Origin of the sequence: Mesorhizobium montanum (genome assembly GCF_033977145.1) — a bacterium.
Classification (GTDB): Bacteria; Pseudomonadota; Alphaproteobacteria; order Rhizobiales; family Rhizobiaceae; genus Mesorhizobium; species Mesorhizobium montanum.
The window spans coordinates 69,687-87,934 of the sequence record NZ_JAVIJF010000003.1; the positions used below are offsets into that span (position 1 = coordinate 69,687).

The 18,248-nt window shown below is 62.7% G+C and carries 20 protein-coding genes and 1 tRNA gene; 8 read left to right on the top strand and 13 right to left on the bottom strand.

The window, feature by feature from the left end; translation table 11 throughout:
• Positions 1-43: 43 nt before the first annotated feature.
• Positions 44-128, top strand: a tRNA-Leu gene (locus RFM68_RS04740).
• A 332-nt stretch (positions 129-460) separates the two neighbouring features.
• Positions 461-1,393, top strand: coding sequence for a COG3904 family protein (locus tag RFM68_RS04745; protein WP_320231549.1), 933 nt, complete (start codon positions 461-463; stop codon positions 1,391-1,393).
• Positions 1,394-1,450: 57 nt separating this feature from the next.
• On the opposite strand, the gene RFM68_RS04750 is transcribed toward RFM68_RS04745, so the two are convergent.
• Together RFM68_RS04750 and RFM68_RS04755 are read right to left on the bottom strand one after the other, a co-directional pair.
• Positions 1,451-2,032: a GDYXXLXY domain-containing protein gene (locus tag RFM68_RS04750; RefSeq protein ID WP_320231550.1), complete on the bottom strand. Its 582-nt coding sequence runs from the start codon at positions 2,030-2,032 to the stop codon at positions 1,451-1,453.
• Positions 2,029-3,147, bottom strand: coding sequence for a DUF2157 domain-containing protein (locus RFM68_RS04755; protein ID WP_320231551.1), 1,119 nt, complete (start codon positions 3,145-3,147; stop codon positions 2,029-2,031). The genes RFM68_RS04750 and RFM68_RS04755 overlap by 4 nt, the downstream gene beginning before the upstream one ends.
• Positions 3,148-3,380: 233 nt before the next feature.
• On the opposite strand from RFM68_RS04755, the gene RFM68_RS04760 reads away from it, so the two are divergent.
• The 5 genes from RFM68_RS04760 to RFM68_RS04780 all read left to right on the top strand — a co-directional run bounded on the left by RFM68_RS04760 (position 3,381) and on the right by RFM68_RS04780 (position 6,178).
• A complete protein-coding gene (locus RFM68_RS04760; protein ID WP_095765031.1) occupies positions 3,381-3,521 on the top strand; it encodes a DUF1127 domain-containing protein in 141 nt (46 codons plus the stop codon).
• A 50-nt stretch (positions 3,522-3,571) separates the two neighbouring features.
• Positions 3,572-3,712, top strand: a complete 141-nt coding sequence (locus RFM68_RS04765) for a DUF1127 domain-containing protein (protein ID WP_084508100.1) — start codon at positions 3,572-3,574, stop codon at positions 3,710-3,712.
• A gap of 382 nt (positions 3,713-4,094) precedes the next feature.
• Positions 4,095-5,507 carry a methylenetetrahydrofolate--tRNA-(uracil(54)-C(5))-methyltransferase (FADH(2)-oxidizing) TrmFO gene (trmFO, locus tag RFM68_RS04770; RefSeq protein WP_320231552.1) on the top strand — a complete coding sequence of 471 codons (1,413 nt, stop codon included), beginning with the start codon at positions 4,095-4,097 and terminating at the stop codon, positions 5,505-5,507.
• A 73-nt stretch (positions 5,508-5,580) separates the two neighbouring features.
• Positions 5,581-5,883, top strand: coding sequence for a type II toxin-antitoxin system ParD family antitoxin (locus tag RFM68_RS04775; protein ID WP_320231553.1), 303 nt, complete (start codon positions 5,581-5,583; stop codon positions 5,881-5,883).
• Positions 5,855-6,178 (top strand): type II toxin-antitoxin system RelE/ParE family toxin, encoded by a 324-nt coding sequence (locus RFM68_RS04780; protein ID WP_320231836.1) that lies wholly within the window; start codon positions 5,855-5,857, stop codon positions 6,176-6,178. The genes RFM68_RS04775 and RFM68_RS04780 overlap by 29 nt, the downstream gene beginning before the upstream one ends.
• Before the next feature lie 8 nt (positions 6,179-6,186).
• On the opposite strand, the gene RFM68_RS04785 is transcribed toward RFM68_RS04780, so the two are convergent.
• The 7 genes from RFM68_RS04785 to yajC all read right to left on the bottom strand — a co-directional run bounded on the left by RFM68_RS04785 (position 6,187) and on the right by yajC (position 13,068).
• A complete protein-coding gene (locus tag RFM68_RS04785) occupies positions 6,187-7,137 on the bottom strand; it encodes a sterol desaturase family protein (protein WP_320231554.1) in 951 nt (316 codons plus the stop codon).
• Positions 7,137-7,562: a hypothetical protein gene (locus RFM68_RS04790; RefSeq protein ID WP_320231555.1), complete on the bottom strand. Its 426-nt coding sequence runs from the start codon at positions 7,560-7,562 to the stop codon at positions 7,137-7,139. Before RFM68_RS04790 ends, RFM68_RS04785 begins: the two co-directional genes overlap by 1 nt.
• Before the next feature lie 81 nt (positions 7,563-7,643).
• Positions 7,644-8,510 (bottom strand): phytoene/squalene synthase family protein, encoded by an 867-nt coding sequence (locus RFM68_RS04795; protein ID WP_320231556.1) that lies wholly within the window; start codon positions 8,508-8,510, stop codon positions 7,644-7,646.
• Entirely contained in the window at positions 8,511-8,900 is a 390-nt protein-coding gene (locus RFM68_RS04800; RefSeq protein WP_320231557.1) for an Mth938-like domain-containing protein, read from the bottom strand. It abuts the gene before it with no gap.
• Between the two features lie 129 nt (positions 8,901-9,029).
• Positions 9,030-11,585, bottom strand: coding sequence for a protein translocase subunit SecDF (gene secDF, locus RFM68_RS04805; protein ID WP_320231558.1), 2,556 nt, complete (start codon positions 11,583-11,585; stop codon positions 9,030-9,032).
• A gap of 89 nt (positions 11,586-11,674) precedes the next feature.
• Positions 11,675-12,625, bottom strand: coding sequence for a SecDF P1 head subdomain-containing protein (locus RFM68_RS04810; protein ID WP_320231559.1), 951 nt, complete (start codon positions 12,623-12,625; stop codon positions 11,675-11,677).
• A 104-nt stretch (positions 12,626-12,729) separates the two neighbouring features.
• Complete coding sequence (gene yajC / locus RFM68_RS04815) at positions 12,730-13,068, bottom strand: preprotein translocase subunit YajC (protein WP_027167267.1); 339 nt, start codon at positions 13,066-13,068, stop codon at positions 12,730-12,732.
• Positions 13,069-13,336: 268 nt separating this feature from the next.
• On the opposite strand from yajC, the gene RFM68_RS04820 reads away from it, so the two are divergent.
• Complete coding sequence (locus tag RFM68_RS04820; protein ID WP_320231560.1) at positions 13,337-14,209, top strand: ATP-binding protein; 873 nt, start codon at positions 13,337-13,339, stop codon at positions 14,207-14,209.
• 95 nt (positions 14,210-14,304) lie between these two features.
• On the opposite strand, the gene RFM68_RS04825 is transcribed toward RFM68_RS04820, so the two are convergent.
• The 4 genes from RFM68_RS04825 to serS form a co-directional block, all read right to left on the bottom strand.
• Positions 14,305-15,831, bottom strand: a complete 1,527-nt coding sequence (locus RFM68_RS04825; protein ID WP_320231561.1) for a peptidoglycan DD-metalloendopeptidase family protein — start codon at positions 15,829-15,831, stop codon at positions 14,305-14,307.
• Between the two features lie 182 nt (positions 15,832-16,013).
• A complete protein-coding gene (locus RFM68_RS04830) occupies positions 16,014-16,667 on the bottom strand; it encodes a protein-L-isoaspartate(D-aspartate) O-methyltransferase (RefSeq protein ID WP_320231562.1) in 654 nt (217 codons plus the stop codon).
• 30 nt (positions 16,668-16,697) lie between these two features.
• The gene (gene surE / locus RFM68_RS04835; RefSeq protein WP_320231563.1) at positions 16,698-17,456 is read right to left on the bottom strand and encodes a 5'/3'-nucleotidase SurE; all 759 of its coding nucleotides are present in this window, start codon (positions 17,454-17,456) and stop codon (positions 16,698-16,700) included.
• 4 nt (positions 17,457-17,460) lie between these two features.
• Complete coding sequence (serS, locus tag RFM68_RS33820) at positions 17,461-18,237, bottom strand: serine--tRNA ligase (RefSeq protein WP_502572765.1); 777 nt, start codon at positions 18,235-18,237, stop codon at positions 17,461-17,463.
• Between the last annotated feature and the right edge of the window lie 11 nt (positions 18,238-18,248).

Here is an 18,248-nt window from a genome sequence, read left to right on the forward strand (position 1 = left end):
CCGACATTGACAGAATGATGGCTACATGGGATTGCCGGGGAAAGCGGATGTGGCGGAATTGGTAGACGCCCTGGATTTAGGTTCCAGTGCCGAAAGGCGTGGGGGTTCGAGTCCCTTCATCCGCACCACCCTTCGCTCTAGCGAGCTTCGGGTGGCAAGCCACCCGGAGATCGTTAGACGAAAGGTGTCCTCCGAAGCCTTGGCGAAAGAGGGCCGGCGCCGTCAACTCGTGGCGGCGCAAGCAGGCTCTCACGCTCTCGGAGACAATCCCGCTTTGCGCATCCGATGCACTTGAAATAGCCCTTTAACAGGTTCTTACTTGCAATAGGCAGGTTGGGGGCTCTGTCAGATTGTGCGTGTAATTTCTCTAGTTCTGGGGGTTGGGTCAGCTCTCGCGGCAGCAACGTCTCAGGTTGAGGCTTTGGAGTACACTCCGGCTTCTCCTCCGGGTCAGCGGCCAATGCTCATTGTCTCCGGTGAGTTTGGCGCCAATGAGTCCTTGAACGGCTTTAGCCGCGCGGTTGTGGTCAGCGGGGCCAAGGTGATTGTATTCAACTCCCTTGGTGGCAACGTCGGCGGTGCTATTCGGTTAGGGCGTATGATCCGCGCAGCAGGGTTGGATACGCTTCAGGTTGCCCAATTGCAGTGTGCTTCAGCCTGCTCACTAGCCTTCCTGGGTGGCATCCACCGTATTGCCGAACCAAGTTCCATCGGCATTCACCGGGCGTTTCTCAAACCGGCTGACGGGATGTCCACCGAAGAAGCGAAGGCCCGTGTCCAGCTCGGAACGGCTGCAATCATATCCTATGTGGTCGAGATGGGAGTGGACCCCAAGCTGATAGAATTGGCTTCGAGCTATGGCAAGCATGACATAAGATATCTGTCGGCCAGCGAAATGGCTGAGTTGCGTGTGACCAATGCCGCAGCGAACCAATCGCCCGCAAATACTTCACAGGTGTCAACCGGGCCAAATTCTGCGCCCGTGTCTGCTCCTGCACCCGACGCCGGGCAACAGCCGGAAAGCATTGCGGTTGCCTTCGTCAGGGATCTCATCGAGCATCATGGCGACAACGACGATTTTGCCCTTGCTCAAGCTCAGGCGTCCTACGCTCCCACGGTTGACTATTATGGCAAGTTGACGAACCTGAGGTCGATCATTCAGGGCAAGAAGAACTATTACCAGCGATGGCCTGAACGCGGAAATAGCATCCGCAATGACAGCATCATGGTCACCTGCGCGAACGACCGCTGTAAGGTCTCGGGCGTCTATGACTGGATTGTGCGCAGCCCCTCGATACACAAGCAGGAAAAAGGCGTAGCAAACTTTAGCTATACGATTTCGATCGGTCCCTATCCCAAAATCATCGCAGAGACAGGCAGTGTTCAGCGATAACCGGGACCACCGTTAACGCGGACCGTCACGCTAACGCCAAGGCCATCATGCGCAACCCTAATACAGCGGCTCCTCGAACAGCGTCTTGTCGCCATCCATCAGCGCCTTGATCTGTGCCGTGCCATGGGCCGAGAGCGCAAGCTTGATGCCGAATGGCCGCACGCGCATGTCGTTCTGGATCGCCATGCCTTCGCCTTCCGGCAGGTAGAAGCGGTCGATCCCGTAGTCCGGCGCGATCGTCGTGTCGGGACTGCGAAGATCCCAACCCGCGGCGACATGCCCGGCGATATCGGCCTCGTCCGCGCCGGCCGCGGCCGGTGCCTTGCCGAACCAGGCTGCCGTCGGCTGCCAGTAGCCGTCGCCGCCCTTCTTCAATCGCACCACGATCGAGCTGTCGTCGCTGGAAAACGCGCCTTGCGGGACGTTGGCGATCAGCTTCACCGGGATCCGCGAAATGTTGTTGTTGAGCGAGATATAGTCACCACGCAGGAGATCGCGCGGATCGACGGGCTCGACTTTCAAGAGCACTTCCTTGCCGCTGCGCAGGATCGCCGCGCGGCCGGCTATGATCCAGCTGAGAAAGCCGATCTGGACAAGCGCCAGCACCAGCGCCGAAATGATCAGTTTCTTGCCGGTCATGCCGCTGCTCCTGTCTCGGCAGGCGCCTTCATGCGCTTCTCTATGCGGATGATGGCCAGCGCCAGTATGCCGAGGAGCACCGCCGCCGCCAGGAAGAAGCCGGCCGTATCCAGCATCGACTGCAAGGTGACGCTGTAGATGATGGCGAGTTCGAAGGCGAAGCCGGCATAGGCCAGCCAGCGCAGCCCCCTGCTCTCGCGGCCCGCCAGCATGATTGCCGCGACGATGCCGGCAAGTGCTACGATCGAGGCGACGGCGAAACCGCTGTTGTAAGTGCTTTCATCCGCCAGATCGAACTGGATCATCGCCATGCCGGTGAGAAAGCCAAGCAAGGCGTGCAAGGGCAGCCGGCCACCGAGCTGAAGGATCCTGTCGATCGGATCGCCCGCAAACACCGAAGCGGCGAAGAGCAGTGCCGACGCGATGGCCAGCGACACGGCTACCGGAAGCGTATCGTGATCCGTCGCCAGCAGCACCAGATAGAGAATGACCGACAGAATGATGAGGTGGCGCGCGGCCTGGCTGCGCGTCCAGAACGAAATGGCGAACAGGACGATCGCCATGACGATGAAGAGATGCGGAATTTCCGCATGCCAGTAGAAGCCGAACCCCTTGAGGACCAGCCAGGCGTCGGCAATGCCGATCGCCGCCACCGTCAGCGGGTTTGAACGCAGCGCCGCGGCCGCCAGCGCCGTGCCGGCGCACCAGGTGACCAGCGCCGCGGCCTCGTCGCCCGAAAGGTGGTACATCTGGCCGATCAGCGCGATCGACCCGCCGAAGGCGGCGGCGGCAACGATCCACAGCGCCTCGCCGATCGCGGCATGGTCGCGGGTCTTCAGCACCGCGCCGCCGACATAACCGCCAAGGATGACGGCAAAAAGCGCTGCGACGCGCGCGAGACGCGGGATGGCGTCCCAGTTGGCGGCGACGAAGATCAGGATCGCGGCGCCGAACAGAAGCGCCGCCATCATCGCCAGGATGGAACCGAAACTCAGCGATGCGCGCTCATTGGCGGTGACATCGCGTGTCAATGCCTCCGCCGTGGCGGGATCGATCAGCCCTGCGTCCCGCCAGCGGGCGATATCCGTTCCCACCCGTGTCGCGTAGCTCGCCATGCTTTCCCCCGAGCCCCGTCATTTCCTTAGCCGGAACCGCCAAACCATTGACGCAGCGGCATTTTCCGATTCGGCCTTCTTTGTGACGCAGGCGTGAACGGCTATTAATGTTGCATTGCACAATTTGCATTGCTGCCATGCGCCAATGGCACTTTTAAACCGATATGATCCCACCTATTTTCTGTTCGTACACAAACGGAATGATCCGAACCAAAGACGAAACGAGAACTACCATGAACCTGATCCGCAACTACCGCAACTGGCGCCGCTATCGGGACACCGTTTCCGAGCTGAACCGCCTGTCGAACCGTGAACTGACCGACCTCGGCATCAGCCGCAGCGACATCCACTACGTCGCCCGCAAGGCGGTCTAATCCGCTTCGGACCGCAAATGGTCCGAACCAGTTTTGAAGAGAGTAAGACAATGAACCTGATCCGCAGCTATCGTAACTGGCGCGTTTACCGCGACACCGTTACCGAGCTGGGTCGGCTTTCGAACCGCCAGCTCCATGATCTCGGCATCGTTCGCGACGAGATCAAGATGGTCGCCCGCAAGGCGATCTAAACAGGAATTTCGCCAGGGTCGACCTCCTCCCCGACCCTGACGGATACGGTCAGCCTTCACCTCCTCCCGAGGGTTGACCACCAAAACGGCGCCCGCCGCACCTCCTCCCGCGGCGGGCGTTGTTTTCCCAGGGGTTTCGCTCCCCTTCATCCGGCGAAATGAATTTCGTCAAAGCCGACCTCCTCCCCGGCAATGACGAATAAGGTCGATCTTCACCTCCTCCCGAGGATCGACCCCCAAAACGACACCCGCCGGACCTCCTCCCCCGGCGGGTGTTGTTGTTTTTGGGGCAGGCTTTGCCGGGCTTTTCGGTCTTTCATCGGCCGCAGCCGGCCCTGCGCAGCAATTGCAATCGCAACTCCAAGCGACTATTCCGGCGCCTATGAGCAAAAATCCCGTACACGTCATCGGCGGAGGTCTCGCCGGCTCCGAAGCGGCATGGCAGATCGCCGAAGCCGGCGTCCCCGTCGTGCTGCATGAGATGCGCCCCGTGCGCGGCACCGATGCGCACAAGACCGACGGGCTGGCCGAGTTGGTCTGCTCCAACTCCTTCCGCTCCGACGACGCCCAAGCCAATGCCGTCGGCCTGCTTCATGCCGAGATGCGGCTCGCGGGCTCCCTGATCATGAGCGCCGGCGATGCGCATCAGGTGCCGGCGGGCGGCGCGCTGGCCGTCGACCGCGATGGCTTTTCCGATGCTGTCACCGCGAAGATCGAAGCGCATCCGCTGATCACTGTTCAGCGTGAGGAAGTGCCTGGACTGCCGCCCAAGGATTGGGACCAGGCTATCATCGCCACCGGTCCGCTGACGGCGCCTTCGCTGGCACAGTCGATCGCCGAGGCCACCGGCGCCGATGCGCTCGCCTTCTTCGATGCCATTGCGCCGATCGTGCATTTCGACACGATCGACATGAACACCTGCTGGTTCCAGTCGCGCTACGACAAGGTCGGCCCCGGCGGCACCGGCAAGGACTACATCAACTGTCCGATGGACAAGGAGCAATATCTCGCCTTCGTGGCGGCGCTGCTGGAGGGGCAAAAAACCGAGTTCAAGCAGTGGGAAGGCACGCCCTATTTCGACGGCTGCCTGCCGATCGAGGTGATGGCCGAGCGCGGTGTCGAGACGCTGCGCTACGGGCCGATGAAGCCGATGGGCCTGACAAACGCCCATAATCCGACGGTCAAAGCCTATGCGGTGGTGCAGCTTCGCCAGGACAATGCGTTGGGCACGCTCTACAACATGGTCGGTTTCCAGACCAAGCTGAAGCATGCCGACCAGGTGCGCGTCTTCCGCACGATCCCGGGGCTCGAAAGCGCCGACTTCGCGCGGCTCGGTGGCCTGCACCGCAACACCTATATCAACTCGCCGACGCTGCTCGATCCTTCGCTGCAGCTGAAGTCGCGGCCGGGCCTGCGCTTCGCCGGCCAGATCACCGGCTGCGAAGGCTATGTCGAAAGTGCCGCGATCGGGCTGCTCGCTGGCCGTTTCGCCGCCGCCGAAAGACTCGGCCAGGCAGCTTCGCTGCCGCCCTCGACCACCGCCTTCGGCGCGCTGCTCAACCACATCACAGGCGGCCACATCGTCTCGGACGACGAGCCGGGCAAACGCTCCTTCCAGCCGATGAACGTCAATTTCGGCCTGTTCCCGCTGGTGGAAGCGCCGAAGATCGAAGGCAAGCGCCTGCGCGGCAAGGACAAGACCGTCGCCAAAAGGCACGCCATCACCTCGCGCGCCCTGGCCGATTGCCGCGGATGGCTGGGGCTGCCTGCGCCGACGGCGCAAGCCGCGGAATAAGCGTTTCGGTTCCGGTTGGACGGCCCATATGAAGTAGGATATCGTCCTACTTCATATGCATGGAGGCCATTTCATGGAATCCGCCGAGAAATTATCCATCACCGTTACGCCTGCCATGGCGCGCATGATCCGCGAAAAGGTCGAGGACGGCTCGTTTGGCTCTGCGAGCGAGGTTATCCGCGCGGCGCTGCGTGCTTTTCAGCGCGAGGAGGAAGAGTATGCCGAGCGCATCGCGTCGATACGGGCACGGGTGAAGGCTTCGCTCGAGGACAAGAGACCAGCCGTTCCGCTCGATGAGGCAATCGACCGGGTAAAGAGCCGGATTTCGCAACTGGCGCGAGACAATGATGATCCAGCGTCTCGCCGTCGTTCTTAGCGAAGCAGCCATAGCCGACCTCGAAGCCGTTGCCGCCTATATCCTTGAGAGCGGAGGCAGCGAAAGCGTCGCCAACGGTTTCATCGATCGGATCAGGGAGCGCTGCCAAAGTATTGGTAATGCCCCACGCGGCGGCCGCCTCCGCGAGGATATGATGCAGGGGCTAAGGACAGTTCCGTTCGAGCATTCAGCGGTTATCGCCTATGTCATTGAGGGTGATACTGTATTTATCGTCAATGTCTTCTACGGCGGCCGTGACCTTGAAGCCCTGATGCGCGGCGGCGACCCGTCCTGAAGGGGTGACTACTCCGCCGGCTCAGCGATGGCCCCCGGCAATCCCGCCTTGCCGGCCTCTCCCGGATTCCTTCGCACATAAGCCGCCTTCAGCGTCTCTGACGTGTCGCGCGAACCGTCATGGCTCCAGCCTGGCGGCTGGATGAGATAATTGAAACGCTCGCTCAGCGTCAGCCCGGGCGAAAAGGCGTCCTTGAACATGCCGATCCATTCGTGGAACGCCACCTTCAGCGGATTGAAGGTGCCGATGTTCTTGACGATGCCGTAACGCGGCCGGTCTTCTTCCAGCTCCTCGACGAAGGTGCCGAACATGCGGTCCCAGATGATCAGCGTGCCGGCATAATTGGCGTCGAGATAGCGCGGATTGGTGGCGTGGTGGACGCGGTGGTGCGAGGGCGTGTTGAAGATGAATTCGAACCAGCCCCACATCCTGCCGATCGTCTCGGTGTGGATCCAGAACTGCCAGACCAGGTTGAAGCCGAAGACGAAGGCAATCACGGCCGGATGGAAGCCGAGCAGCACCAGCGGCGCCTGCAGGATGAAGGTGAAGGTGAACAGGCCGGTCCAGCTTTGCCTGAGCGCCGTCGAGAGATTGTAGTGCTGGCTGGAATGGTGGTTGACGTGCTCGGCCCACACCCAGCGCACCCGGTGCGCAATGCGGTGATAGACATAGTAGCGCAGGTCATCGAGCAGGAAGGCGGCGACGAACACCCAGATGGACAGGCCGAGATTGAAGAAGCGGAACTGCCAAAGCCAGAGCAGCGCCCAGTAGGACACGACGCCGAGCAAAAGGCCGGCGACGACATTGCCGGTTCCCATCATCAGGCTGGCCAGCGTGTCGCGTGTCTCGAACGATCCCTTGGCGCGGCCGGTGCGCACCAGCCAGAGCTCGATCAGGATCGCGGCGACGAAGAACGGGATGGCAAGCTGGGTAACCTGCGGGAAATCATATTCGTTCATCACGCCGCCTTCCGGATTTGATCGTGGTTCTGCAGCGCCGCCACCACAGCCAGCGCGCCGGCCTCGTCTGCGAAGGCGAACTTGCCGCCTTTCCAGGTGAAATCATTCAGCTTGAGCGACACCACGTTCCCTTCCCTCGCCAGCGCCAGAATGTCGTGCGGCGTGACGATGCGCGTCAGAAAACAGTCGCCTATGCCTTGGACGATGCCGCAACGCTGCGGACCAAGGTCGAGGAACGCGGCATGGTGGTCGACTGTCAGCCGCACAGTGCCCGGCTTTTCGTCGGGAAAGTCCTCGGCAAAGCGTGCGAGCGCCTGATCCGCGCCGGCAAGCCTCGCGGTTGTCGTGCCGCCGGTGAAATGCACGGCCGCGACGGACAACGCGATGCCGAACACGACTAGGAAGACCAGGACTGGCAGGCTCATGGAAACGCGGCTCCTCCGGCGGTCCGCATTTCTTTGACGCGGGTCCACGCGACAGAACCCCTAGCACGATTGACGTTTACGTCAAAGGGGCATCCAGCCCTGCGTCGCATGACGCAGGAGCAGCCAGTGCCGGCGCAAGATGGAGAGCGTCGCCGTTGTGCCGAGCGGCGACCTGCCCGCTTTCTCGATTCTGTCGAGATAGGCGCGGGTCAGCGCTAGCGGCAGGAAGGCCGGGCGCAGCGCAACGGGAAGCGCCGGCGCTGCTTTCCCGAAGGCGTTGAGATGCTCCCGCGCCAGCGCGACCATCGCCGCAACCGCGCGCTCGGCGGCAGCCCCGCCCTCTCCTTTGACGAACTCGCCCGGCGTAGTGCCGGCCGCCGCCAGGATATCAGCGGGCACAAAACACTGTCCGCGCCGGCGATGCAGCGGCAGCAGCAACAACAGGCCGGTGATGGCCTGCGCGCAACCGGCCCGTCCCGCCAGTTCGGCAAAGCTTGGCGCCACGACCGGATCGAGCACGATCGCCGCAAGCTGGATAAGTGCCGCGGCCGTTTCGCCGCAATAGCCCTCGAGGTCGGTCCGCGACGGCATCGGATCGTCGTAGAGATCGAAGATGCGCGCCTCCAGCATGTTCTCGAACGCAGCTTTGGGCAGCCGGTTGGCGGCAATCATCGCGCGCAGGGCATCGGCGGTCGGGTGGCCGGTCTCCGCATCCCCGTCGGCCGCGATGACGTCGCGCCACCATTGCAGCCTGACCTCGCCCGGCAGCGGCTCGTGGATGCGGTCGCGCACGCCGGCGATCTCGGCGTTGAAGGCGTAGAGCGCAAACAGCGCGTCGCGCCTGTCGACCGGCGCGTAGAGCACGGACAGATACCGGTCATGGTCGGCGGCGCGCACCGTATCCATGACGATGTCGCCATTCTTGACGATGTTGGACGTGCCGGCCATTCAATCGACGGCGATCAGCGCCGCGGCGACGGCGCGATCTTCGGCCAGGAGCACATTGTAGGTCCGCACCGCCGCTCCCGTCGACATCGGGTCGGCCGAGATGCCGGCCTCGTTGAGCGCGGCCCGCAGCGCGGCCGGCAGCGGCCGCAGATCCTTGCCCATGCCGACCAGCAGGATCTCCACCTTGCCGGCATCGGCGAACAGCCTGTCGAAGTCGGAGGCCTTCAGCGCCAGCGGATCGGCCGGCTCCCAACCATGGATGCCGGACGGCAGGACGAGCAGCGATCCACGATGCGACATGTCGGCAAAGCGGAAGCCGCCATTGCCATAGGCCTCGATCGGCGCCTTGCCGGGGAAATGCGCCTCGCGGATGATGATGCCTTTGGCCATGGGTCTAGAGCATGATGCCGAAAAGTGTGGAGCGGTTTTCGGACGACATCATGCTCTATCTCTTTGACTTGGAGCCGGACTCAGATTTCAGCTCGACCCGACCTGAAATATCATCCGGCTCTGACGACGTCAGGTCGCCACGGCCTTGCCGTTCACCGGCTTCTTCTCCTCTTCGGTCGCCGCCTGTGGCCGCAACCGGAACAGGATCAGCAGCGGCGCGGCGATGAAGATCGACGAGTAGGTGCCGAACACCACACCGAACAGCATAGCCAGCGTGAAGGAACGGATCACCTCGCCGCCGAACAGCACCAGCGCCAGCAGCGCCAGGGTGGTCGTCACCGAGGTCAGCGTGGTTCTCGACAGAGTCTCGTTGATGGCGTTGTTCAAGAGCTGCGGCAGCGGCATCTTCTTGTATTTTCGCAGATCCTCGCGGACGCGGTCATAGACGACGATGGTGTCGTTCAGCGAATAGCCGATGATGGTCAGGATCGCCGCCAGCGACGACTGGTTGAACTCCAGCCCGCTCAGCACGAAGAAGCCGATCGTCATCACCACATCGTGCACCGTGGCGACGATGGCGCCGACCGCGAACTGCCATTCGAAACGGAACCAGACATAGAGCAGGATGCCCGCCAGCGCGATCAGCATGGCGATCGTGCCTTGCTTGGCAAGCTCGCCGGACACCGTTGGCCCGACAACTTCGACACGGCGGAAGTCGTACTGGTCCTGCAGTTCGCCCCGCACCTTGTCGATGACGGTCTGCTCGGCATTCTCGCCGGCATCCTGTGTGCCGACGCGGATCAGAACGTCGTTCGGCGCGCCGAACTGCTGCACCTGGATCTCGCCGATGTTGAGCTCCGACAGCCGGCTGCGGATGTTACCGAGATCGGCGTCGCCCTGCTTCGATTTCACCTCGATCAGCGAACCGCCCTTGAAGTCGATGCCGTAGTTGATGCCTAGCGTCAGGAACCCGACGACCGAAAGGATCGACAAGGTGCTGGACAGCGCGAAGGTCCAGCGGCGGATGCCCATGAACGGGATCTTGGTTCCCGGCGGAATGAAGGTTACCGGCGCGCGCGGCAATTCCTTCGGCCGGGCGCGGCGCAGCCAGATCGAAACCAGCATGCGAGTGAAGGTGAAGGCGGTGAAGACCGTGGTCAGGATACCGATGGCGTAGGTGATCGCGAAGCCCTTGACCGGCCCGGTGCCAAGCCAGAACAGCACCACGGTGGCGATCAGCGAAGTGACGTTGGAGTCCACGATCGTCGCCAGCGCCTTGGAGAAGCCGGTGTCGATCGCCTGTATCACCGAGCGACCGTTTCGCCGCTCCTCGCGGATGCGCTCATAGATCAGCACATTGGAGTCAACCGCCATGCCGATGGTGAGCACGATACCGGCGATACCCGGCAAGGTGAGCGTTGCGCCCAGCAGCGACAGCAGCCCCACGATCATCGCCACGTGCACGGCCAAGGCGACATTGGCGAGGAAGCCGAGGAAGCCGTAGGCGACGAACATGAAGGCGACGACAAGGATCGAACCGATGATGCCTGCAACCTTGCCGGCATGGATCGAGTCCTGGCCGAGGCCCGGGCCGACGGTACGCTCTTCGATAACTGTCAGTGTCGCCGGCAGCGCGCCGGCGCGCAAAAGCACGGCGAGATCGTTGGCGCTCTGCGCGGTGAAGTTGCCTGAAATCTGGCCGGTGCCGCCAAGGATCGGCTCGCGGATCTGCGGCGCCGAGATCACCTGGTTGTCGAGAATGATGGCAAACAGTTTGCCGACATTCTGCGCCGTCGCCTGGCCGAAGCGGGTTGCGCCCTTGGAATCGAAACGGAAGGAAACGACAGGCTCGTTGTTCTGCGAATTGTAGGTCGCCTGCGCGTCGACCAGATTTTCACCGGAAACGATGACCCGGTTCTCGATCAGATAGGGAACCGGCGGATCGTCCTGCGAATAAAGAATGGAAGAGCCTGCGGGCGGGCGGCCCTTCAGCGCGTCCTGCACCGGCATCGACTGGTCGACCATCTGGAAAGTCAGCTTCGCGGTCTGGCCGAGGATCTCCTTCAGCCGCTGCGGGTCCTGCAGGCCCGGCACCTGCACCAGGATGCGGTCATCGCCCTGACGCTGCACGATCGGCTCGGTGGTGCCGAGCTCGTTGACGCGCCGCTCGACCACTTCGATCGACTGCGTCAGCGCCGTCGACGTGCGGTATTTGAGCCCGGCGTCGGTGACCGTGAATTTGAGCAGGCCTGGCTCGGAATCATCCAACGCCATTTCCTGGATGGAGCCGCCGCTGAACAGGCCGGCGGCCACCGGATCGGTCAGCGGCTTCAGGACCTTCTTGGCCTGGTCGATCTGCGTCGGGTCCGTGATGCGCACCTGCACAGTGCGGCCGGAGCCGGCAAGGCCGGTGTAGTTGATCTTCGGATTGGCGTCGCGCAGCAGCGTCCTGATCTCGTCGCGCGTCGTCTCCATCCTGTCCTTGATCAGATCGTTCTGATTCATTTCGAGCAGGATGTGCGAGCCGCCCTGAAGGTCGAGGCCGAGCGTCATCTGACGCTTCGGCACCCAGCTCGGCAACTGCGCCAGCATGCTTGCCGGAAAAAGGTTGGGCGCGGCGAGGATCACTGTGATGGCCACGGCGAGCCAGATCAGGATCATCTTCAGGCGCGAGAAATAGAGCATTCGTTGTTATCCGTTCAGGCGTACAAGCGGCAGCGTTCCGCCATCGGCTCGGTTGTCGTCTATCGTCGTCATTTCAACCACGGCCGGCCCTATCGTGCTTCCTCGACGATTGTCAATCGCGCCGGCAGCGCACCGGTGCGGAATAGTAGGGCAAGCTCGTTGGCGCTTTCGGCCGTGAAATTGCCCGATATCTGGACTGTTCCGTGCTCGATGGGCTCACGGATGATCGGAGCCGAGATCACATGATCGTCGAGGATCACGGCAAAAGGCTTGCCGATATTCTGCGTGGTTGCCCATTTGAAACGTTCCGTACCCCTGGAATCGAGCCGGATTGCGACAACCGGCTCACCGCCCCCCGAATTGGTCGCCGCTTGCGCATCCATCACATTCTTGCCCGCCACGATTACCCTGTTCTCGATCAGATAAGGGACCGGCGGGTTGTCAGCGGAATAAATGAGCGTTGCGCCGGCGGGCGGCCGGCCGTTGACTGCTTCGTCCGCGGTCATCGATGTATCGACCAACTGGAAGCTCAGCCGGCCGGGCCGCGCGAGGATATTTCCCAGTTTCTGCAAATCCGCGACGCCGGGCGCCTGAACCAGGATGCCGTCCTCGTCTGCTTGCTCTGCCACGGCGTTTGCAACGCCGAGATCGTGCAGGCGATTGTTGATGATTTCAATCGACTGCTTGAGCGCGACAGACGTTCGGGATTTCACGCCGGCGTCCGTCATCGTGACCTTCAACAGCCCGGGCTCACTGCCGTCCAAGGCCATTTCCTGGATGCCGGCGACAGGATCGGTCAACGTCTTGAGCGCCGACTTGGCGGCCTCAACCTGATAGACATCGTCGATACGCACTTGAACGGCACGGCCCGACGCGGCAAGGCCGCTGTAATCGATCCTCGGTTGGACGTCCCGCAGCAGCATCCTGATCTGGTCGCGCACCGCTTCCAGCCGGCGGCTGATCAACTCGTCCCCATCGAGACGAAGCAAAATATGCGTTCCGGATACCGACGCGAAAGCATTAGACGCGCCGAGGATCATCGAGATCAGGGCAAGCCCGATCAAAACGACCTTCAGGCGCGAAAGATAGACCATATGCCGCCGTTCGTCAGAACCCTGCGCGGCTATCGCCGCCGGGATTTCGCCTACTTCTTGGCGTTCTGGTTTGCCACCGGCTCGCCCTTGACGCGCACTTCCGAAATCGTCGAGCGCAGCGCCGTCACCTTGGTTCCGCCGCCAAGGTCGACCTCCAGCTCGTTGTCGTCGATCACCTTGGTCACCTTGCCGACGAAGCCGCCGCCGGTCACCACCGTATCGCCGCGGCGCACCGCCGACAGCATCTCCTGACGCTTCTTCAGCTGGGCGCGTTGCGGCCGGATGATCAGAAAATACATGATCACGAAAATCAGGACAAACGGCAAAATCGAGATGAACATGTCTGGCGAGGCGCCGATGCCCTGGGCGTATGCCGGTGTAACGAACATCTGGAAACTCCTGGATGGTGAAATACCGCCAGAGGCGGCCTCGCGAAATTTGGCCGGAATATAGTCGGTAAAGTTGCCAATGCAACTCCGCTGCGAGCCCAATCCGTTGCTTTTCCAGCGGTTTGCGACGTGCTAGAGCGTCGCAGCGCAAGCGGCGTCGAGGCGACCGAAAAGATCATGCTCCAACAAAAGCTTGGGCCTGGTTCTTGCAGCGACGTCGTGGAAGCTGCTCCCACATCCTGAAATGTCTCGACAAAAAGACCTTGATATGACCGACAGCCTGGACGCCTTGAACAAGAAACTCGACCGCTTGATCGACGCGGTTTCCCGCCTCGCCCCGCCACCGGTCCCGCAGACCGATCTCGGCGTCGCCGACTGCTTCGTCTGGCAGGCCGATCCCGGCTATCTGGAACCGGTACGCAAGGTCAACCGCGTCGACATCGGCCTGATCCGCGGCGTCGATCGCGTGCGTGACATCCTGATCGACAACACCGAACGCTTTGCGTCCGGCTATGCGGCCAACAACGTGCTGTTGTGGGGCGCGCGCGGCATGGGTAAATCGTCCCTGGTCAAGGCCGTCCATGCCACCGTCAACGCCTCCGACAAGCTCGACCGACCGCTGAAGCTGATCGAGATCCACCGCGAGGACATCGACACGCTGCCCAAGCTGATGGGCCTTTTGAAGGCGGCCCCCTATCGCTTCATCCTGTTTTGCGACGACCTCTCCTTCGACCATGACGACACCTCCTACAAATCGCTGAAGGCGGCGCTCGAAGGCGGCGTCGAAGGCCGGCCCGCCAACGTCATCTTCTATGCCACGTCCAACCGGCGCCACCTGTTGCCGCGCGACATGATCGATAACGAGCGCTCGACCGCCATCAACCCGTCGGAAGCGGTCGAGGAAAAGGTCTCGCTTTCCGACCGTTTCGGGCTGTGGCTCGGCTTCCACAAATGCTCGCAGGACGAATATCTCGACATGATCGACGGCTATGTCCGCTATCATGGCCTGGCGATCGACCCCGAGCAGCTGCGCGCCGAGGCGCTGGAATGGGCAACGACACGCGGCAGCCGTTCCGGCCGCGTCGCCTGGCAGTTCACGCAGGACCTCGCCGGCCGCCTCGGCAAGCCGCTGAGGGATTGAAGCTCAATCCCAGCTGAAAAAGCCCGCCCCTTTCGGAGCGGGCTGAAGACGGCGGGCCGGACTGGAGGTCAGACGGCCCGCAAAAGGTTCTTGTTCTATTCGAGATAGCCGCTCGGATCGACCGGGGCCGAGTTCTTGCGCACTTCGAAGTGCAGCTTGGGCGAGTCGGTGGTGCCGCTCATGCCCGACAGCGCGATCTCCTGGCCGCGCTTGACTTTCTGGCCGCGCTGCACCTCGATCGAGCTTGCATGGCCGTAAACGGTGACCAGGCCGTTCTCGTGCCGCACCAGCACGGTGTTGCCGAACTCCTTGAGGCCGTTGCCGGCGTAGATGACGACGCCGTTCTCGGCGGCCTTGATCGGCGTGCCCTCCGGCACCGCGATGTCGACGCCGTCCTTGCCGGAGCCGAAACCGGAGATCACGCGGCCGCGCACCGGCCAGCGCATCTTGCCGATGCCGGTCCCATCGGGCGCCACCGCATCGTCGTCCTCGGCCTGCTGGATGACCTTGGAGTCCTTCTTCGGCGGCGTGTAGGAGGCGAGCGTCTCGGTGGTCTTGGCCGCCGGCGGGGTCGTTGCCGTCGTTACCGGATCGACGGCAGGCTTGGCTGCCTGCTTGGCCGAAGCGACAGCTACGGTCCCGCCGGTCGGGACCTTGAGCGTCTGGCCGATCTTGAGCAGGCCGGCCTGCATGCCGTTGGCCTGCTTCAGCGCCACGACGCTGACGCCGGTCTTCCTGGCGATCGACGACAGCGAGTCGCCCTGCTGGACAGTATAGGTGCCTCCGGCGCCGGCCGGCTTGGCCTCGGCGACCTGCGGTGCGGGCTTTGGATTCTTGGAGCCCGTGGCCGCTGCCGACGTATCGACCTGGGCGGCCGACTTGCCGTCCTTGATCTTGGGCTGCTGCGGCAGCACCGCGACCTTCTCCGGCGCGCCGGCAGGCTGCTTCGGGGTATTCACCGGCTTGCCCTCGGCGACTTTCGGCTCCGCCTTGCTCGAATAGGCATAGGCGGGAATGACGATCTTCTGGCCGCTGCGGATGCCCTTCTTCGGATCGATGCCGTTTACCTTGGCGATTGCATCGGCCGGCACGTGATAATGCGCCGCCAGGCCCGAAAGCGTCTCGCCATCCCTGACCACGATTTCGGTCGCGTGGGGCGCAGCGCTCGCATTGCGCACGGCATCGGGCTCGGCGGTCTTGAACGGCTTGGCCGGCACGGCGGTGCCCGTGGTCGTCCTGTCGAGATGCGGCGCGGAAGCAAGAGCCGGAGCAAGGGCCGGAGCTGACGCTGTGCGCATCGGCTTGGCCGGCGCTGCGGCGGGCTGCGAGGGCGGCGGCAGTTGCTGCGCCGTGACCGGCTCGAGGCTGGAGCGGCTCACCGACTGGGTATGGGTGCCGTCGACCGGCGCCGGCGCGACCGTGTTGTCGCCCGGATAGGGCTGGTCGGCATTCTGCTTGTTGATGATGGCGCGCTGGTTGTTGGTCGATGATGTGAAGACATCGTCGACACCGTTGAAGCGCATCGATTGGGAGCTGCATCCGGCCGCGGCGCCCGCGATCATCAAGACGGCGCAGCCCCGCGCCAGATTGCGACTGTTTGCCTTCAAAACGTTGAATTGCATCGCATTAACCCGCACAGACCCGGTACACACTGGCCATGATTAAAGCGCGTTAATGTTACTGGCGGGTTAACCCATTAGAATCCGACGAAAATTTTCTTAAAACATTGGCGGAAATTTTGGCGCGGCCAAAATCCGGGTGCAATTCCGGACGAAAACCGCTTCACAGTTCTCCTGGAACTGCTTCAGATCACCGCCGCAACGCTGCGCAGGATCGGCTGCAGCCTTACCATGCCGATGTCCTCGCGCTCGAAACGGCTGCCGACCTTGGTGAGCTTGGCCAGCACCTGCTCGCCTTCCTCCGGGCCGATCGGCGCAATGACGATACCGCCGCTCGACAGCTGGTCGAGCAGGAAGCGCGGCAGGCTGTCGAAGGCGGCCCAGGCGACGATACGGTCGAACGGGCCTTCATTGGGCAGGCCATCGGAACCATCGGCCTGGCGGGCGATGATGTTGCTGATGGCGAGCGCCTCGAAGCGCTGCTTTGCCTGCTCGGTCAGGGTCTTGTAGCGGTCGATGCTGATGACCCGCGCCGCAAGCCGCGACATGACCGCCGCCGTGTAGCCCGAGCCGGTGCCGATCTCGAGCACGCGGTTGCCCGGCTCGATGTGAAGCGCGGCGATCACGGCTGCCTGCAGATCCGCCCCCTCGATCGCCTCGCCGCATTCGATCGGCAGCATGCCGTCCGACCAGGCGATCGCGTGGAACTGGGCCGGCAGGAAACCGCGGCGCGGCGTCGCTTCGAATGCGGCGACCAGCGGCTTCGGCGCCGTACCCCTGCCCCGCAGCCTGAGCAGGAAAGCGGCAAACCCTTCGCGGTCGTCGATGGCCATGTTCATGCCAAAACCTTATTCATGCCAAAACCTTACTCATGACAGCGCCTTGGTCAGCTGGTCGCGGAGTTCATGGGCGGTAAGGTCGAGCTGCAGCGGCGTCACCGACACCAGCCGGTTGCGCAGCGCATGGAGGTCCGTGCCTTTCTTGCCTTCGACCGGCTCACGGCCGAAGCGCAGCCAGTAATAAGGCAGGCCGCGCCCGTCGCGCCGTTCGTCGACCCACAGGCTGTGCACCAGCTTGCCTTGCGCTGTGACGACGGTGCCCTCCACTTCGTCGGGTGTGCAGTTCGGGAAATTGACGTTGAGCAGCACGCCTTCCGGCAGCGGCGTTTCCACCAGCCTCTTGAGCAGCGCCGGCGCCAGCGCCTCGGTTGTCTCGTAAGGGACGACGCGATCCTCGCCGACATAGGAATAGGCCTGGCTCACCGCGATCGAACGCACGCCGAGCAGCGCGCCTTCCATGGCGCCAGCCACGGTACCCGAATAGGTCACGTCGTCGGCGATGTTGGCGCCGGAATTGACGCCGGACAGGATGAGGTCCGGCGGTCCGGGCAGGATTTTTTTCGTGCCCATGATGACGCAGTCGGTCGGCGTGCCGCGCACGGCATAATGCTTCTCGCCGATCTTGCGCAGCCTGAGCGGCTCCGAAATCGACAGCGAATGCGCATAGCCGGACTGGTCCTGCTCCGGCGCGACCACCCAGACATCGTCCGACAGCGTGCGGGCGATGCGCTCGAGCGACACCAGCCCCTCGGCATGGATGCCGTCATCGTTGGTCAGCAGGATGCGCATGGATTCACTTCGGACCGATCTTGGCGAGACCACCCATGTAAGGCCGCAGCACTTCAGGAATGGTTACGCTTCCATCCTCATTCTGGTAGTTTTCGATGACGGCTATGAGAGCGCGGCCGACCGCCGTGCCCGAACCGTTCAGCGTATGGACGAAGCGGTTGCCCTTGCCGTCCTTGTCCTTGTACCGGGCATCCATGCGCCTGGCCTGGAAATCGCCGCAGACCGAGCATGACGAGATTTCGCGATAGGCATTCTGGCCGGGCAGCCAGACCTCGATATCGTAGGTCTTGCGCGCGCCGAAACCCATGTCGCCGGTGCAGAGTGTGACCGTGCGGAACGGCAGGCCGAGCCGCTTCAGCACCTCCTCGGCGCATTGCGTCATGCGCTCATGCTCGGCGAGCGAGCTTTCCTGGTCGGTGATCGAGACCAGCTCGACCTTGTAGAACTGGTGCTGGCGCAACATGCCGCGCGTGTCGCGACCGGCCGAACCCGCTTCCGAGCGGAAGCACGGCGTCAGCGCCGTGTAGCGCAGCGGCAGTTTTTCATGGGCGGTGATCTCCTCGCGCACGAGGTTGGTGAGGGGAACTTCGGCGGTCGGGATGAGGTACCTTCGCTCACGATCATTGTAGAAAAGCCTTACCAACCGAGCGAGACCTTCGGTAGATGCCTTCTGATCATTTTCTGAATCGTCAGCCTGAGTGATTTGCCGATTAGGCTGGAGAAACGCCGAAACCTTGTCTCTAAAATCAAAAAGCCCTCGTGCTATGTCGCGTGACTGCACCTCCTTTGGGA

Excerpts from the sequence above, each read along its gene's own strand:
- RFM68_RS04790 (WP_320231555.1), bottom strand. The coding sequence starts at position 7,562 with ATGAGCCTGCCAGTCCTGGTCTTCCTAGTCGTGTTCGGCATCGCGTTG.
- RFM68_RS04745 (WP_320231549.1), top strand. The coding sequence starts at position 461 with ATGCTCATTGTCTCCGGTGAGTTTGGCGCCAATGAGTCCTTGAACGGC.
- trmFO (WP_320231552.1), top strand. The coding sequence starts at position 4,095 with ATGAGCAAAAATCCCGTACACGTCATCGGCGGAGGTCTCGCCGGCTCC.
- RFM68_RS04825 (WP_320231561.1), bottom strand. The coding sequence starts at position 15,831 with ATGCAATTCAACGTTTTGAAGGCAAACAGTCGCAATCTGGCGCGGGGC.
- yajC (WP_027167267.1), bottom strand. The coding sequence starts at position 13,068 with ATGTTCGTTACACCGGCATACGCCCAGGGCATCGGCGCCTCGCCAGAC.
- surE (WP_320231563.1), bottom strand. The coding sequence starts at position 17,456 with ATGCGCATCCTGCTGACCAACGATGACGGCATCCATGCCGAGGGGCTG.
- RFM68_RS04795 (WP_320231556.1), bottom strand. The coding sequence starts at position 8,510 with ATGGCCGGCACGTCCAACATCGTCAAGAATGGCGACATCGTCATGGAT.
- RFM68_RS04780 (WP_320231836.1), top strand. The coding sequence starts at position 5,855 with ATGATCCAGCGTCTCGCCGTCGTTCTTAGCGAAGCAGCCATAGCCGAC.
- RFM68_RS04800 (WP_320231557.1), bottom strand. The coding sequence starts at position 8,900 with ATGGCCAAAGGCATCATCATCCGCGAGGCGCATTTCCCCGGCAAGGCG.
- RFM68_RS04785 (WP_320231554.1), bottom strand. The coding sequence starts at position 7,137 with ATGAACGAATATGATTTCCCGCAGGTTACCCAGCTTGCCATCCCGTTC.
- RFM68_RS04775 (WP_320231553.1), top strand. The coding sequence starts at position 5,581 with ATGGAATCCGCCGAGAAATTATCCATCACCGTTACGCCTGCCATGGCG.
- RFM68_RS04750 (WP_320231550.1), bottom strand. The coding sequence starts at position 2,032 with ATGACCGGCAAGAAACTGATCATTTCGGCGCTGGTGCTGGCGCTTGTC.
- RFM68_RS04830 (WP_320231562.1), bottom strand. The coding sequence starts at position 16,667 with ATGAACATGGCCATCGACGACCGCGAAGGGTTTGCCGCTTTCCTGCTC.
- RFM68_RS04820 (WP_320231560.1), top strand. The coding sequence starts at position 13,337 with ATGACCGACAGCCTGGACGCCTTGAACAAGAAACTCGACCGCTTGATC.
- RFM68_RS04810 (WP_320231559.1), bottom strand. The coding sequence starts at position 12,625 with ATGATCCTCGGCGCGTCTAATGCTTTCGCGTCGGTATCCGGAACGCAT.
- secDF (WP_320231558.1), bottom strand. The coding sequence starts at position 11,585 with ATGCTCTATTTCTCGCGCCTGAAGATGATCCTGATCTGGCTCGCCGTG.
- RFM68_RS04765 (WP_084508100.1), top strand. The coding sequence starts at position 3,572 with ATGAACCTGATCCGCAGCTATCGTAACTGGCGCGTTTACCGCGACACC.
- RFM68_RS04755 (WP_320231551.1), bottom strand. The coding sequence starts at position 3,147 with ATGGCGAGCTACGCGACACGGGTGGGAACGGATATCGCCCGCTGGCGG.
- RFM68_RS04760 (WP_095765031.1), top strand. The coding sequence starts at position 3,381 with ATGAACCTGATCCGCAACTACCGCAACTGGCGCCGCTATCGGGACACC.